Origin of the sequence: Blochmannia endosymbiont of Camponotus nipponensis (assembly GCF_009827135.1) — a bacterium.
Classification (GTDB): Bacteria; Pseudomonadota; Gammaproteobacteria; order Enterobacterales; family Enterobacteriaceae; genus Blochmanniella.
Map to the genome: position 1 here is coordinate 115427 of NZ_CP046534.1, position 14497 is coordinate 129923.

The window sequence follows — 14497 nt, forward strand, 5'->3', positions numbered from 1 at the left end:
GTAACCTATTTATAAATCACACAAATACCACCTCAACATCTGATATCATAAATTTAATAATACTAAAATTATAAGCAATATGAAATAAATTGTGGTATTTTAAAATTCATATAAAATAACTTATGCATATATTTTTACCCGCATATGTTTGATGCACCTATATTCAGTTACATTACTAATAAGTTTAAAATTTTATACTAAAAGGATATAATAAATGACACAATATTTATTCACATCTGAATCTGTGTCAGAAGGGCATCCAGATAAAATTGCAGATCAAATTTCTGATGCTGTATTAGATTCTATTTTAGCACAGGATTCAAGAGCCCGTGTTGCATGCGAAACATACATTAAAACAGGTATAGTATTAATGGGGGGAGAAATTACTACTACTGCTTGGGTAAATATGGAAGAAATCGCTAGAAATACCATTCGTGATATTGGTTATATTCATGCAGATATGGGATTTGATGCAAATTCCTGCGTAATATTAAGCGTAATCAATAAACAATCTTCCGAGATTCAATGTAGTATTGATCACGGTGATGCCTTACAACAAGGAGCGGGTGATCAGGGATCAATGTTTGGATACGCTACTAATGAAACTAATGTTTTCATGCCTGCTCCAATAACATATGCGCACCGTTTAATTAAAAGAAACTCCCAAATGAGGAAAAGTGGAGTTTTACCCTGGTTAGGATTAGACGCTAAAAGTCAAGTAACCGTTGCTTATGAAAATGGAAAAATCATTGGTATCACTGCAGTTGTATTGTCGATACAACACGCTTATGATATAAAGCTAGTAGATCTACAAGAAGCTGCTATGGAAGAAATTATCAAACCCGTATTACCTAAAAAATGGATTTCTAATAATACTAAATTTTTTATTAATCCCGGTGGTCGATTTGTTATTGGTGGACCTATTAGTGACTGTGGTTTAACTGGAAGAAAAATTATTGTAGATACTTATGGAGGTATGGCTAGACATGGAGGTGGGTCTTTTTCTGGAAAAGACCCATCGAAAGTAGATCGCTCGGCTGCTTATGGAGCAAGATATGTCGCTAAAAACATTGTGGCAGCTGGATTAGCAGATCGTTGCGAACTCCAAATATCTTATGCAATTGGCATACCACATCCAGTTTCTATTAACATTGAAACTTTTGGTACAGAAAAAACTTCACATGACATCTTAATGAGATTAATAAATAACTTTTTTGATTTTCGTCCTTACAATTTAGTTACTATGTTAGATTTATTAAAACCAATTTATAAAGAAACAGCTGTTTATGGGCATTTTGGTCGTGAACATTTTCCTTGGGAAAAAATTGATAAAGCAGAGCTTCTTCGTGAAGAAGCTGGTTTAAAGTTTAAATCTTCGTAATAATATTCAATATACTTATCGTTTTAATGAATACATAATGGTTTTACTAACATGTGATATACTACCAATCAATCAACAAACATAAAAAAATACTTATATACTGATGATAAAAATGAACTTTATACACATATTATTCTCTTTCTATATAAAATCAATTTTTAATTTTTTATGGTAATATAAGTATTATTGTTTAAGTATATGCAATCACTAAAAAATCAATGTTCATATAATTTATTATTTTTGTAAAATTAAAAATTATAATAAATCATTGCACACATAATAAATAAATTACAAACTAAATAACTAATTAATTTTTCAAAATTCATGTTAAAAATCACTAAAATAACTGTATCAAAGTACAATTTTCCGATGATGTAGACATATTAATATATACATTGATTTTAATTGATTAATAATATTTTTTGAAAAATAAAAAATAAAAAAAATACTGCTTTGAAAGATACACATTAACAAAACCTATAATTAATTATTAATTTTTAAGACTTAGAGTTTATTAGTTTAGTGAAAAAATTTTAAAATATTTTGATTATAAATGTTATTTTTAACAAAAAACATAGATAATTTTTTATAGTCGATAAAAAATTAATATTTACACTGAATCGCAGTATATACATAAAATAATCAATATAATAATTACAACAAAAGTATGGACTATTTAAAAAAAAATGATTAAATTATGATCTTTCAAAGTTATATTTTCCACAAATAGATTTTACAGTAATTTATGCTAACACATGAAATAACAAACTTACAAAATCATTTTCTAATAGCTATGCCCGCCTTGCAAGATCCATTATTTAAACAATCCGTGGTGTACATTTGCGAACACAACGATACAGGCGCTATGGGCATTGTCATCAACAAACCAGTTGAACGATGTACCGTAGAAACTATATTAAACAACCTGAAAGTTACCTCTCCTATACGAGATCCGTCTATTCGATTAGATAAGCCAGTATTTTCTGGGGGCCCTTTATTAGATGATCGAGGTTTTATTTTACATACTCCCAAAAAAGGTTTTGGATCTAGTGTGAATATTTCTTCAAAAGCTATGATCACTACATCTAAAGACATATTAGAAACTTTAGGAACCCCTAATCAACCACAAGATGTATTAGTAGCGCTGGGTTATTCTGGCTGGTCTCAAGGACAATTAGAACATGAATTAATGGAAAATACCTGGCTGACTGCTCCAGCCAATGAAACAATTTTATTTCATACCCCTGTTGTTGCTCGTTGGCGCGCAGCTGCAAAAATATTAGGCATTGATATTTGTAATATTGCCGATCATACAGGCCATGCATGATGTCAATTATCGATATAATCATAGGTTTTGATTTTGGTACTAAACACATAGGAGTAGCAATTGGTCAAAAATTAACTTATACCGTACGACCTCTCACTGTGTTACAATCTCAGTTTGGTGTACCTAATTGGGATCAAATCAAAGATATTTATAATACATGGACACCAAAAATATTAGTAGTAGGATTACCTCTGAAGATAGATGGAAGTGAACAACCGGTTACTGTTTTAGCAAAACAATTCGCTAAAAAACTAAGAAAAATACTTCCTGTTACAGTCAATATGCACGATGAACGTTTTAGCACAAGTGAGGCACGTTTAGATTATTTTAAGTATTACCATAATTCTTCATATATCCGACAAGATGTTAAAATAAATGCAATTGCAGCTGGAATAATTTTAAAAAGCTGGTTAAATCAATCTTAAATATAAAAAATAATCTTTATATATTAAGTGCCATTTAACATGATAATTGATATTGATCATATCATACGAATCATATTAACATGTTCAATAATATCAAAGATAAAATGGTAATATAAAATTTTTCATTAAAATATAAATAATATTTAATACTTGTATCTTCACATATACATTATTAAGATATAAATTTTAATAAAAATTAACAGTTTTAAAGTGTAAATTAATTTTTAGAAAATAAAGATAATAAATTCATATGATTCTATCGATAGTATATAATTTTAAAATTAAAAATAAAAAAATTTCATTAAATTTTAAAAATCAACTACACAAATCATATTTAAAAGGTATTTATTTATTCCCTGTTGTGTACATTATTATTAAACCAATATCAATATAAAAATAAAATTTAAATTAAAATTGCTACAACGAATAGAATCTAATGTTCTTAACAATAAAAAAATCAATAACTTTTACAAAGTTGTATATCTTTGTTAAAAAATATACATTAAACTATAAATACTGTGTTTTAGTAATTGTAAAAGAATAGACTATTAAATTTTTCTAAAAAAAGCGCATTAACTATATCGAAAGCTAATTAAAATATATATTATATAATCAGCTGTTAGTTTTTACATGAATTCATATTTTGTTATGTTAAAAAATCTACAATTGCTTTTTAAAATATATCGATAACGTATCTACTACTACATCTTAGATATAATCATTTTTAACTTAAAAAAATGTCTTTTAATGGAGTTTAAATAATTTAAAAAACAATATATTACGTTTTACATACCCTTAATTTTATATTCACAAAAATTACATGGATCAAAACTTTATTTTTTCAAAAAAAATATTGCTTTGGTATCGAACATTCAGAATACAAGATTTACCATGGCAACTAAATAAAACAATGTATAAAACTTGGTTGTCTGAGATCATGCTACAACAAACTCAAGTAAAAACTGTAATTCTGTATTATGAACGATTTATTAGAAGATTTCCCACTATTATACAATTAGCAAAAGCAGAATTAGACGAAATATTATTTTTATGGAGTGGACTAGGTTATTATACACGAGCTAGAAATCTGCATAAAACAGCTAAAATTATCGTTAATCATTATCAAGGCAATTTTCCAAGAGATTTTGATAAACTTGTTGCGTTACCTGGTATCGGAAAATCTACTGCAGGGGCTATATTGTCATTAACATTAGACCAACACTATCCTATTCTTGATAGTAATATAAAACGAATACTAATTAGATATTATACTCTTGATTATTATTTATCAGAAAACAAGTCTGAGACAAATAACACATTATGGTTATTAAGTAAACAATTATTACCTACCTTGGAAATCTCTGCTTTTAATCAAGCCATGATGGACCTTGGAAGGTTAATATGTACTAACACGTCTCCGATATGTAACCACTGCCCTCTTCAAGAAGATTGTCAAGCTTTTTTAACTCACCGTGTTCATCAATATCCCAAGAAAAAACCTCAAAAAAAATTAATTAAAAAAACTATCTGGTTATTAGTACTGTTATTACAACAGTACCAAACAAAAAAAATATGGCTTGAGAAACGATCATATCAGGGAATATGGGGGGGATTATTTTGTTTTCCTGAATTTCCCAGCCCTAATATGCTAAATATATGGCTATCAAAGCATAATCTTCATAATAATCCACATACATACTTACCCAGTTTAAAACATAAATTAAGCAATATTGACTTAGAAATTAAACCAATATTACTGAATTTATGCAAAAAATTAAATTATACAAAAAATGGGATTTGGTATAATTTGTCAAATCCTCCAATTATTGGATTACCTAAACCAATTTCTGTAATGCTACAGAAATTATAGTTGTAATATAAAAATGTTAAAAATTTAAACCTCTACCAAAATACTGATTCTAATGAGAGATTTCTAATAATGTCTAAAATAATTTATTGTGTCTTTTTAAAAAAAAAATCTGAAGGATTAGATGCTCCATGTTATCCAGGAGCACTAGGAAAATACATTTATGAACATATTTCTAAAACTGCATGGATGCAATGGCAAAATAAACAAACTATTTTAATAAATGAAAATAAACTGAACATGATGAATATTACAGATCGCATGATGCTGGAAAAAGAAATGAAAACTTTTCTATTTGGAGAAAATTTTTCAATAAAAAGTAAGTAATGAATGACTACAACGCTCCTATATTAATTACACATGGTTATTAACTAACTAAGGCACAACTACATACACAATAATTATAAATCAACAACCAATATTTTCACGTAAGCTTCTCCAAATGTTAAATTCACCACAATACGATTATTATAATCATGACTGTATTTATTCACAATTTATAATAATATCATGTGTCACAATCGTTAATGCTGATATTTATCAAAAGTAGTGCATTTTTAAGATTGAGCTAATTTATTTTTACTATATATTAACAGTGGTTTTGAGTGTCCAAAAATTACTGATTCGTCAATTATTACTTTATCTATATTATTTCTAGAAGGTAATTCATACATTGTATCTAATAATATATCTTCTAAAATAGCCCTAAGTCCACGAGCTCCAATTTTTCTTTTCATAGCATTTTTAGCGATAGCAATTAATGATGTTTCAGAGAATTCTAATTCTATTCCATCTATATGAAATAGTATTTGATATTGTTTCATTAAAGCATTCTTTGGTTCTTTTAATATTTTAATTAATTCTTCTTCTCCCAATTCATCAAGAACAGTAATTACTGGAAGTCGGCCAACAAATTCTGGAATCAAACCAAATTTAATTAAATCTTCTGGCTCAATTTGAGTTAATAATGAACATTCAGTATTTTTTTTCACGTCGTTGTCTTCTAAAACTCGAAATCCAATTGCACGTTTATTAACAGTACGCTGTTGAACAATTTTATTCAAACCAAAAAAAGCACCTCCACAAATAAAAAGAATATTAGTAGTATCCACTTGTATAAATTCTTGCTGTGGATGTTTACGACCTCCTTGTGGTGGTACTGCAGCTGTAGTGCCTTCAATCAACTTTAACAAAGCTTGTTGAACCCCTTCTCCAGAAACATCCCGAGTAATAGAAGGGTTTTCTGATTTTCTAGAAATTTTATCTATTTCATCTATATAAATAATGCCTCGTTGTGCTTGACTCACATCATAATTACACCGCTGTAATAATTTCTGTATAACATTTTCTACATCCTCTCCTACATATCCCGCTTCTGTTAGAGTGGTTGCATCTGATATAGCAAATGGTACATTAAGGAAACTAGCCAATGTTTCTGCTAATAACGTTTTACCACTTCCTGCGGGACCAATCAATAAAATATTGCTTTTGAATAATTTTATATTATTACCATTGTTATTTATGTACATCTCTGTATTACGTAAACGCTTGTAATGATTATATACTGCTACTGAAAGTATTTTTTTAGCACGTTCTTGTCCAATCACATAATCATCCAAATGACTCTTAATTTCATAGGGTGTAGGAAATTTAACCAATTTTTCGTTAACTATTTTATCCTTCAGCTCTTGATTAATTATATCCCTACATAAACCAACACATGTATCACAAATATGCGCTGATAATCCAGCAATTAATTTTAATACCTGCTTTTGGTCTTTTCCACAAAACGAACAATACAACGTATTTTTTGAATAATCTTGATGGTTATCGCTCACAATCTAATTCCTTCCCTTTTAGGCTCAAACCAATATAAAATGAGCTATAAACTGTCTAAGAAATGAATCACAAATTCAGATACTACATGGCCGTATAAACAAAGATTATAATTATAAAACACGAAACAATCAGAAATTTAAATTTATTCTCGTTGAGACAAAACATGATCCACCAATCCATACTTCATAGCTTCATTGGCAGATAGAAAACAATCTCGTTCTGTATCCTTACTAATTACATCGATAGACTGACCTGTATGTTTAGCCATCAGTTCATTTATATTATTTTTAATTTTTAGTATTTCTCTGGTATGAATGGCAATATCAGTGGCTTGTCCTTGAAAAGACCCTAATGGCTGATGAATCATAATTCGAGCATTTGGCAAACAAAATCGTTTCCCTTTAGCACCGGAGGCTAATAAAAACGCACTCATCGATGCAGCTTGTCCCATGCAAAATGTACTAATATCAGGTTTTACAAACTGCATGGTATCATATATAGACATTCCCGCTGTTATTAATCCTCCCGGAGAATTAATATATAAATGAATATCTTTTTCTGCATTTTCTGATTCCAAGAACATTATCTGAGCAACAATCACATTAGCTACGCTATCTTCAATTGTTCCTGTCATAAAAATAATTCTTTCTTTTAATAGTAAAGAAAATATATCATATATACGATCTCCGCGAATAGTTTGTTCTATTACTGTTGGAACTACTACCATACGACGACAATAAGACGATTTAAAATTATTCGAACATTGCATGGCATATACCCTATCCTCCTTTACTACGTTTCTGTTACATAGAAATAATATTAAAACATTGATATAATATAATTAATGAAAAACTTCAAACTAAATTTAATCATTATATTTTATGTTAAAATAATTATTAATAGTTATTATTTATAACGATTTACCATTAATTAAATATCTACAGTCATAATAAAGAATAAAGAAGCGTGTATATATTTATACACTATATTATATATTTTACTTATACTCATCATGCTGTGTATATAAATTTACCATCACATGTCATTCATAGAATAAAAAACATGCAACCTGATAACAACCGATTATTTTTGCATGATAAATCAACTAAAATGAAAAACTCCATCACTTTATATAACATGCTTTATAATATAATATTTTCAAATAATCAACTAATTTAATAATAATGTATTAATTTATTAATTATAGTCTCTTTTCAATAATTTTTACTTAATCCAAAATAAAATGAATTACTATTTCTGATAAAAGAGAACCATAAACATATCTTACCACTATCGTATTGTTTCTAAAGAAACGAACTATTTTTAAAAAACCAAATATATTTAATTTATTATTAATCACTTGTAGAATAGAAAGATAATCAGAATCTATTTTTTTTAATAACTTCACTGAATAGAGAACAATTTTTATACAAAATTTAAATTAAACTTCAAATTTAAATTTTTTTAAAATAAAATATGTAATGATTTTTATTTTAAATGTTTACCTAAATTACATGTTTTTTGACTTGTCACTGAATACTACTGAGTTCATTTTCTATTAACATAGAAAAACATAATGCCATTAACACGCAATATACTGCTTATTATGTGATCTTTTATTTTATTTTTAATGTTTTTATCTGAATTGTATTTGATATATTCACTAAATTTTAGTTAATACATTTGTATTTAATTATATTGTTATATAACTTGGAATTTTAAAGATACTGCTAATTTAGTTGTAAAAAATTTGGGCTTTCCACTTTTTTAAAATATTGAAAATAACACATATTTCCTTTAAATCTTCTACATGATAAACATGTAGAAGATTTATTTCCCTAGTAAAACAATCGCCTACATTACGATTAAACACCTTTTCTTCTAAATTTAATAAAAAAATAATTATTTATATACCTGTCTTCATAACAACATCCCCAAAGATCGTTATCAACTACAGTTTTATTATAAGATACCATGATAATATTAAAAGGAAAACTATCCCCAATACCAATTTTCTTATTACTAAGTTACCAATGTAACTTGCGTATTTTTATATATTTTTTAAAACCATATTAATATCATTTTTACACAATTTCCATCACTAACCATTTTCGATTTAGATACCACTCAATCCTTTCAACTCTATATCCAAGTATATTTTTACTGTGATTATTATATATAATTTTCACCATTATTATAAAAATATATAATATCGTACCTTTCCAATACAACATCCATAGATGTATATAATTCTAAATAAAGATGTGTCAGTGTATTATGATACACTGTATTATCAACACAACAAGATAAATCAACAGCAACACTACCTCCTCCATCCCCTGTAGTATTTTCAAGAATTATATACACATACATATAATTTATCCCTTTTAATATTATAGATTGAATGCAACAATAAAAAATAATAGATTATGTAGTATTACATAATACATATAATAAGTTGATATTGCATATCATGCATGTATGATATCTGATAAAAATTACCATACCTGAATGATATTCTTTTAAAAATTTATTAATTCATCGCGTTTTTAAAAACATCGTAAATATTGATATTATGATACTTTTATTAATCAAATAACTTTTAAACAATAAATTAGTTAATTTATTTTAAATGAATTAACAACAATATTAGAATCAATTATATCTTTTCAAAATAAATATTTTAAGCAAGTTATTGCAATAACTAAGCATTTAGTTTTCCTCTATATTTTAAAATAAAATTAATTATTATATGAATGTACTTTGATTATACTCGATACTTATTAAGGCATGACAATGGATAAAACATTTTCAGATATATATTAACCTATTTACATTAATGAAAGTTTACGGTAGGATGTTCAATGTGAAAATTTAAAATATATACGCTCATATTAAAATTTATTTGGATGAAATGTAAAGTATACAAATATAAAAAAATATGTATTTCATTATTACTGTATAGTTTAATAACAATGCTAAATGGATGCAGCGATTTAGTGTTATTACATCCTAAAGGACAAATTGGGATAGAAGAACGTTCACTGATATTAACCGCATTCGGTTTAATGCTTAGTATAATTATCCCAGTAATTATGATGACCATCTTTTTTACTATAAAATACAGAGCATCCAACTGTAAACATATACAATACGATCCTAATTGGGTGAATTCTAAAAAAATAGAATTTGTAGTATGGTCCGTACCCATTTTAATTATTATTTTCCTAGGAATATTAACTTGGCACTCTACCCACAAATTAGATCCTAAGAACCCCATTGTATCTGATGATGTGCAACCAATAATTATTAATGTTATATCATTAGATTGGAAATGGCTTTTTATTTATCCAAAACAAAATATAGCAACTATTAATGAACTTGTTTTTCCAATGTGTGTACCAATAAAATTTAACGTCACTTCTAACTCAGTAATGAATTCTTTTTTTATTCCTCAATTAGGAGGTCAAATTTATGCGATGGCTGGAATGCGTACAGAACTATATTTAATAGCTAACACAGCAGGCCAATATAAAGGTGTTTCGTCAAATTTTAGTGGACAGGGATTCTCTGGTATGAAATTTACTGTTCTTGCTACACAAACTAAAAAAGAATTTGAACAATGGATACAAAAGGTTCAAAAATCATCTTTTCATATTAACAATATGTCAATCTATGAAGAATTAGCTCAACCCACTGAATATCATCCGGTAATCTATTTTTCCCATGTACAACCTAACTTGTTCTATAATGTAATAAATAAATTTACACACCAAAAGAAAGAGAATTTTTAAGTACAATTTAATAGTTCTTCAGTATAAACGTGATATATTTTCAAGCGATATTATAAATATATAAGGATAATAAGATAATGTTTGGGAAATTAACAACACATTCTATTCCATATGAAGATCCAGTTATTATGTCAACAATCATCGTAGTTATTGCTATTGGAGCAATTCTTAGTGGCACCATCACATATTACAATAAATGGAAATATCTTTGGAACGAATGGTTTACTTCTGTAGATCATAAAAAAATTGGAATCATGTATATTATAGTCGCATGTATTATGTTTTTACGTGGATTTGCTGATGCAATTATGATGAGAACGCAGCAAGCTTTATCTTCTTCTGGATCATATGAATTTCTTTCAGCTCACCATTATAACCAAGTAATCACTGCTCATGGCGTTATCATGATTATATTCATGGCGACCCCGTTCGTAATAGGACTAATAAATTTAGTAGTTCCATTGCAAATTGGAGCACGAGATGTAGCTTTTCCTTTCTTAAACTCTTTAAGTTTTTGGTTGTTTATGGTAGGTGTAATCTTAATAAATCTTTCTTTAGGAATAGGAGAATTTGCACAAACAGGATGGGCAGGTTATCCGCCATTATCAAATAAAGAATACAGTCCTGGTGTTGGCGTTGATTATTGGATATGGAGTATACAAATTTCAGGAATAGGAACAACTTTAACTGGTATAAATTTTTTTACTACAATTTTATATATGCGAGCTCCAGGATTATCAATGATGAAAATGCCAGTTTTTACTTGGACCGCTCTATGTACAAATACATTAATCATCACAGCATTTCCAATCTTAACTGTTACTATTGCTCTATTAACCTTAGATCGTTATTTAGGAACCCATTTTTTTAGTAATGATTTGGGTGGAAATATGATGATGTATATTAATTTATTTTGGGCTTGGGGACATCCAGAAGTATATATTTTAATATTACCTGCTTTTGGTGTATTCTCAGAAGTTGTTTCTACTTTTTCACAGAAAAAACTATTTGGATATACATCTTTAATATGGGCCACCATCGCCATCACCGTATTATCTTTTTGCGTATGGTTGCATCATTTTTTTACTATGGGAGCAGGAGCTAACGTTAATTCATTTTTTGGTATCATGACCATGGTGATAGCCATTCCAACTGGAGTAAAAATTTTCAATTGGTTATTTACCATGTATCGAGGAAAAATTATTTTCACTTCCCCAATGTTATGGACTATTGGATTTATTATCACATTTTCCATAGGAGGGATGACCGGAGTATTATTATCTGTGCCTGGAGCTGATTTCGTATTACATAACAGTTTATTTTTAATTGCTCATTTCCATAATGTTATTATTGGAGGCGTATTATTTGGTTGTTTTGCTGGAGCCACTTATTGGTTCCCTAAAGCCTTTGGTTATATTTTAAATGAACAATGGGGCAAGAGAGCTTTTTGGTTTTGGATTATTGGATTTTATGTAGCATTTATGCCATTATATATTTTAGGATTCATGGGAATGACTCGTCGCTTAAGTCAACATATTGACCCAATATTTTCATCGATGTTAATAACAGCATCAATAGGTACTATATTAATAGGATTAGGTATTGTATGTCAGTGTATCCAAATAGTAGTCAGTATTATACATAGGGATAAACACAAAGATTTAAACGGAAATCCATGGAATGGATCTACTTTAGAGTGGGCTGTTTTTTCTCCTCCACCATTTTATAATTTTGCAATTATCCCTGTCATAAATGATGATCGTGATGTTTTTTGGTATGTACAAAACAATAGAAATATCTACTCTTGTCCCGATCACTTTACACCTATACATATGCCAAAAAATACTTATTCTGGAATTTTAATATCTTTTTTCAGTTTAATATTTGGATTTAGTATAATTTGGTATATATGGTGGCTCGTTGTTTTCAGTATATTTGGAATAATTACAACTTGGATCATTCACACATTTAACAATGACACAGAATATTACGTATCAGTAGAAAAAATTAAAGAAATTGAATATGTCAACAATATATAAACACAATAATCCAAATACAAAAATAATATTTGGTTTTTGGTTATACATAATGAGTGATTGCATTTTATTTGCAAGTTTATTTGCAGTATACTCAGTATTGCATAATAATACAGCAGATTTTTCTTCTGGTAAAGACATCTTTGAGTTACCTTTTGTGTTTTTAGAAACTTGTTGTTTATTATTAAGCAGCCTCACCTATGGTAAGGTTATGATATATGCAAAAAAATCATATACAAAACAAGTAAATATTTGGATGGGGATAACTTTTTTATTAGGTCTATGTTTTATCAATATAGAAATGCATGAATTTTATCATTTAATTAAATCAGGAAATAATCCATGCCAAAGCGCTTTTCTTTCTTCTTTTTTCACTTTAGTAGGCACTCATGGTTTACATGTAATAGCGGGGCTTATTTGGATTGTAGTAATGATAATTCATATTCTGTATCAAGGATTAACACACGTTAACTACATACGATTGCAATGCTTGAGCTTATTTTGGCATTTTCTTGACATTATATGGATATGTGTATTTACTGAAGTATATCTATTAGGAGTACTATGATTCATGAAGAATAACTATTATATACACAAGTCATATTTAATTGGATTTATATTATCTGTAATATTAACGATTATTCCGTTTTTTATGCTAATAGATAGCACAATAAATAAAAATTTATTAAAATATATTATAATATTCTGCTCAATAACTCAAGTTTTTGTTCATTTGATTTTCTTTTTACATTTGGAAAATACACCACATCAAACATGGAATTTAATATCTTTAATATTTACAGTATTTATTGTTTTTATTCTTGTATTAGGCAGTATATGGATTATGACACATTTACATCATAATTTGATGATTTAAATAAAAAACAATTTATTACCATGATAAAATATTTTTACCTAATAAAACCAGGAATTGTTATAGGCAATTTAATGTCAGTTATAGGAGGATTTTTAATAGCATCTCGAGATGATATATATTATCCTTCACTTATCAACATGGCCATAGGGATATCATTAGTTATGGCTGCTAGCTGTGTGTTAAATAATATTATCGATCGAGATATTGACACAGTCATGGAAAGAACTAAAAACAGAGTGTTGGTAAAACACAGTAAATCCTTTCTCACGCAAAGTATATTATATGCAATAACTTTAAGTTTATTTGGATTTTTATTTTTAAGTTTCACTAAAAATTATTTAATAATATATTTGACAATAATAGGTTTCATTACATACATCGGTATATATAGTGCATGGATGAAACGTAGATCTATCTATAGTATAATAATTGGAAGTATATCAGGAGCAATGCCACCAGTAATTGGATACTGTACTGTTACACACAGATTTGATGTAGGAGCTTTTATATTATTAATAATTTTTGTTCTGTGGCAAATCCCACATTCTTATTCCATCGCTATCTTACGATCACAAGATTACAAAGCAGCTCTGATTCCAACTTTTCCTATCAAAAAAGGAATAAAGGTAACTAAGAATCACATGATTCTTTATATTATTGGGTTTATCATTGCAACTACATTATTTACTACCATGGGATATGCTAGCTATGTATTTTTAATAATAATTAGCACTATGAACTTATGGTGGTTATGCATGGGATTCTACGGTTGTGTAAAAACTAATAATGATAGTATATGGGCAAAAAAAATGTTTTTATTATCTATTATAATTGTAGTATTGTTAAATTTACTTTTATCTTTAGATTATACTTTATCTGCAAGTATAAATGCTTATCATTATAAATACACCACATCTTAAATATTGTCAAATTTTCAATTAATAATAACAT

Annotated in this window: 13 protein-coding genes; 10 read left to right on the plus strand and 3 right to left on the minus strand. The window is 27.7% G+C overall.

The features are described 5' to 3' along the window. Positions 1 to 214: 214 nt before the first annotated feature. The 5 genes from metK (at position 215) to GN161_RS00465 (ending at position 5327) form a co-directional block, all read left to right on the plus strand. The gene (metK, locus tag GN161_RS00445; RefSeq protein ID WP_159714417.1) at positions 215 to 1381 is read left to right on the plus strand and encodes a methionine adenosyltransferase; all 1167 of its coding nucleotides are present in this window, start codon (positions 215 to 217) and stop codon (positions 1379 to 1381) included. A 745-nt stretch (positions 1382 to 2126) separates the two neighbouring features. Beyond that, the gene (locus tag GN161_RS00450) at positions 2127 to 2708 is read left to right on the plus strand and encodes a YqgE/AlgH family protein (protein WP_159714420.1); all 582 of its coding nucleotides are present in this window, start codon (positions 2127 to 2129) and stop codon (positions 2706 to 2708) included. Further along, positions 2705 to 3133, plus strand: a complete 429-nt coding sequence (ruvX, locus tag GN161_RS00455) for a Holliday junction resolvase RuvX (protein ID WP_236840104.1) — start codon at positions 2705 to 2707, stop codon at positions 3131 to 3133. The genes GN161_RS00450 and ruvX overlap by 4 nt, the downstream gene beginning before the upstream one ends. An 820-nt stretch (positions 3134 to 3953) precedes the next feature. Then, positions 3954 to 5003 carry an A/G-specific adenine glycosylase gene (gene mutY / locus GN161_RS00460; RefSeq protein WP_159714423.1) on the plus strand — a complete coding sequence of 350 codons (1050 nt, stop codon included), beginning with the start codon at positions 3954 to 3956 and terminating at the stop codon, positions 5001 to 5003. A gap of 69 nt (positions 5004 to 5072) precedes the next feature. Continuing rightward, positions 5073 to 5327 (plus strand): oxidative damage protection protein, encoded by a 255-nt coding sequence (locus GN161_RS00465; protein WP_159714426.1) that lies wholly within the window; start codon positions 5073 to 5075, stop codon positions 5325 to 5327. A 230-nt stretch (positions 5328 to 5557) separates the two neighbouring features. Here the strand turns inward: GN161_RS00465 and clpX are convergent, their stop codons facing one another. The 3 genes from clpX to GN161_RS00480 all read right to left on the minus strand — a co-directional run bounded on the left by clpX (position 5558) and on the right by GN161_RS00480 (position 9212). Further along, positions 5558 to 6838 (minus strand): ATP-dependent Clp protease ATP-binding subunit ClpX, encoded by a 1281-nt coding sequence (clpX, locus tag GN161_RS00470; protein ID WP_159714429.1) that lies wholly within the window; start codon positions 6836 to 6838, stop codon positions 5558 to 5560. Positions 6839 to 6981: 143 nt separating this feature from the next. Then, positions 6982 to 7608, minus strand: a complete 627-nt coding sequence (clpP, locus tag GN161_RS00475; RefSeq protein ID WP_272897974.1) for an ATP-dependent Clp endopeptidase proteolytic subunit ClpP — start codon at positions 7606 to 7608, stop codon at positions 6982 to 6984. A 1403-nt stretch (positions 7609 to 9011) separates the two neighbouring features. Further along, positions 9012 to 9212, minus strand: a complete 201-nt coding sequence (locus tag GN161_RS00480) for a hypothetical protein (protein WP_159714432.1) — start codon at positions 9210 to 9212, stop codon at positions 9012 to 9014. 602 nt (positions 9213 to 9814) lie between these two features. On the opposite strand from GN161_RS00480, the gene cyoA reads away from it, so the two are divergent. From cyoA to cyoE, 5 genes are all read left to right on the plus strand, one after another. Further along, on the plus strand, positions 9815 to 10633 hold the full coding sequence (gene cyoA, locus GN161_RS00485) for a ubiquinol oxidase subunit II (RefSeq protein WP_420021884.1): 819 nt from the start codon (positions 9815 to 9817) through the stop codon (positions 10631 to 10633). 77 nt (positions 10634 to 10710) lie between these two features. Next, positions 10711 to 12672, plus strand: coding sequence for a cytochrome o ubiquinol oxidase subunit I (cyoB, locus tag GN161_RS00490; RefSeq protein WP_159714438.1), 1962 nt, complete (start codon positions 10711 to 10713; stop codon positions 12670 to 12672). Continuing rightward, positions 12656 to 13237, plus strand: a complete 582-nt coding sequence (gene cyoC / locus GN161_RS00495; RefSeq protein WP_181950840.1) for a cytochrome o ubiquinol oxidase subunit III — start codon at positions 12656 to 12658, stop codon at positions 13235 to 13237. Before cyoB ends, cyoC begins: the two co-directional genes overlap by 17 nt. 84 nt (positions 13238 to 13321) lie before the next feature. Continuing rightward, a complete protein-coding gene (cyoD, locus tag GN161_RS00500) occupies positions 13322 to 13546 on the plus strand; it encodes a cytochrome o ubiquinol oxidase subunit IV (protein WP_236840124.1) in 225 nt (74 codons plus the stop codon). Positions 13547 to 13566: 20 nt separating this feature from the next. Beyond that, complete coding sequence (gene cyoE / locus GN161_RS00505; RefSeq protein ID WP_159714447.1) at positions 13567 to 14466, plus strand: heme o synthase; 900 nt, start codon at positions 13567 to 13569, stop codon at positions 14464 to 14466. Positions 14467 to 14497: the final 31 nt, after the last annotated feature.

Bases quoted from the DNA above. Each gene is read 5' to 3' on its own strand.
- metK (WP_159714417.1), top strand. From the start codon at position 215: ATGACACAATATTTATTCACATCTGAATCTGTGTCAGAAGGGCATCCA.
- GN161_RS00450 (WP_159714420.1), top strand. From the start codon at position 2,127: ATGCTAACACATGAAATAACAAACTTACAAAATCATTTTCTAATAGCT.
- ruvX (WP_236840104.1), top strand. From the start codon at position 2,705: ATGATGTCAATTATCGATATAATCATAGGTTTTGATTTTGGTACTAAA.
- mutY (WP_159714423.1), top strand. From the start codon at position 3,954: ATGGATCAAAACTTTATTTTTTCAAAAAAAATATTGCTTTGGTATCGA.
- GN161_RS00465 (WP_159714426.1), top strand. From the start codon at position 5,073: ATGTCTAAAATAATTTATTGTGTCTTTTTAAAAAAAAAATCTGAAGGA.
- clpP (WP_272897974.1), bottom strand. From the start codon at position 7,608: ATGCAATGTTCGAATAATTTTAAATCGTCTTATTGTCGTCGTATGGTA.
- GN161_RS00480 (WP_159714432.1), bottom strand. From the start codon at position 9,212: ATGTATGTGTATATAATTCTTGAAAATACTACAGGGGATGGAGGAGGT.
- cyoA (WP_420021884.1), top strand. From the start codon at position 9,815: ATGCTAAATGGATGCAGCGATTTAGTGTTATTACATCCTAAAGGACAA.
- cyoB (WP_159714438.1), top strand. From the start codon at position 10,711: ATGTTTGGGAAATTAACAACACATTCTATTCCATATGAAGATCCAGTT.
- cyoC (WP_181950840.1), top strand. From the start codon at position 12,656: ATGTCAACAATATATAAACACAATAATCCAAATACAAAAATAATATTT.
- cyoD (WP_236840124.1), top strand. From the start codon at position 13,322: ATGCTAATAGATAGCACAATAAATAAAAATTTATTAAAATATATTATA.
- cyoE (WP_159714447.1), top strand. From the start codon at position 13,567: ATGATAAAATATTTTTACCTAATAAAACCAGGAATTGTTATAGGCAAT.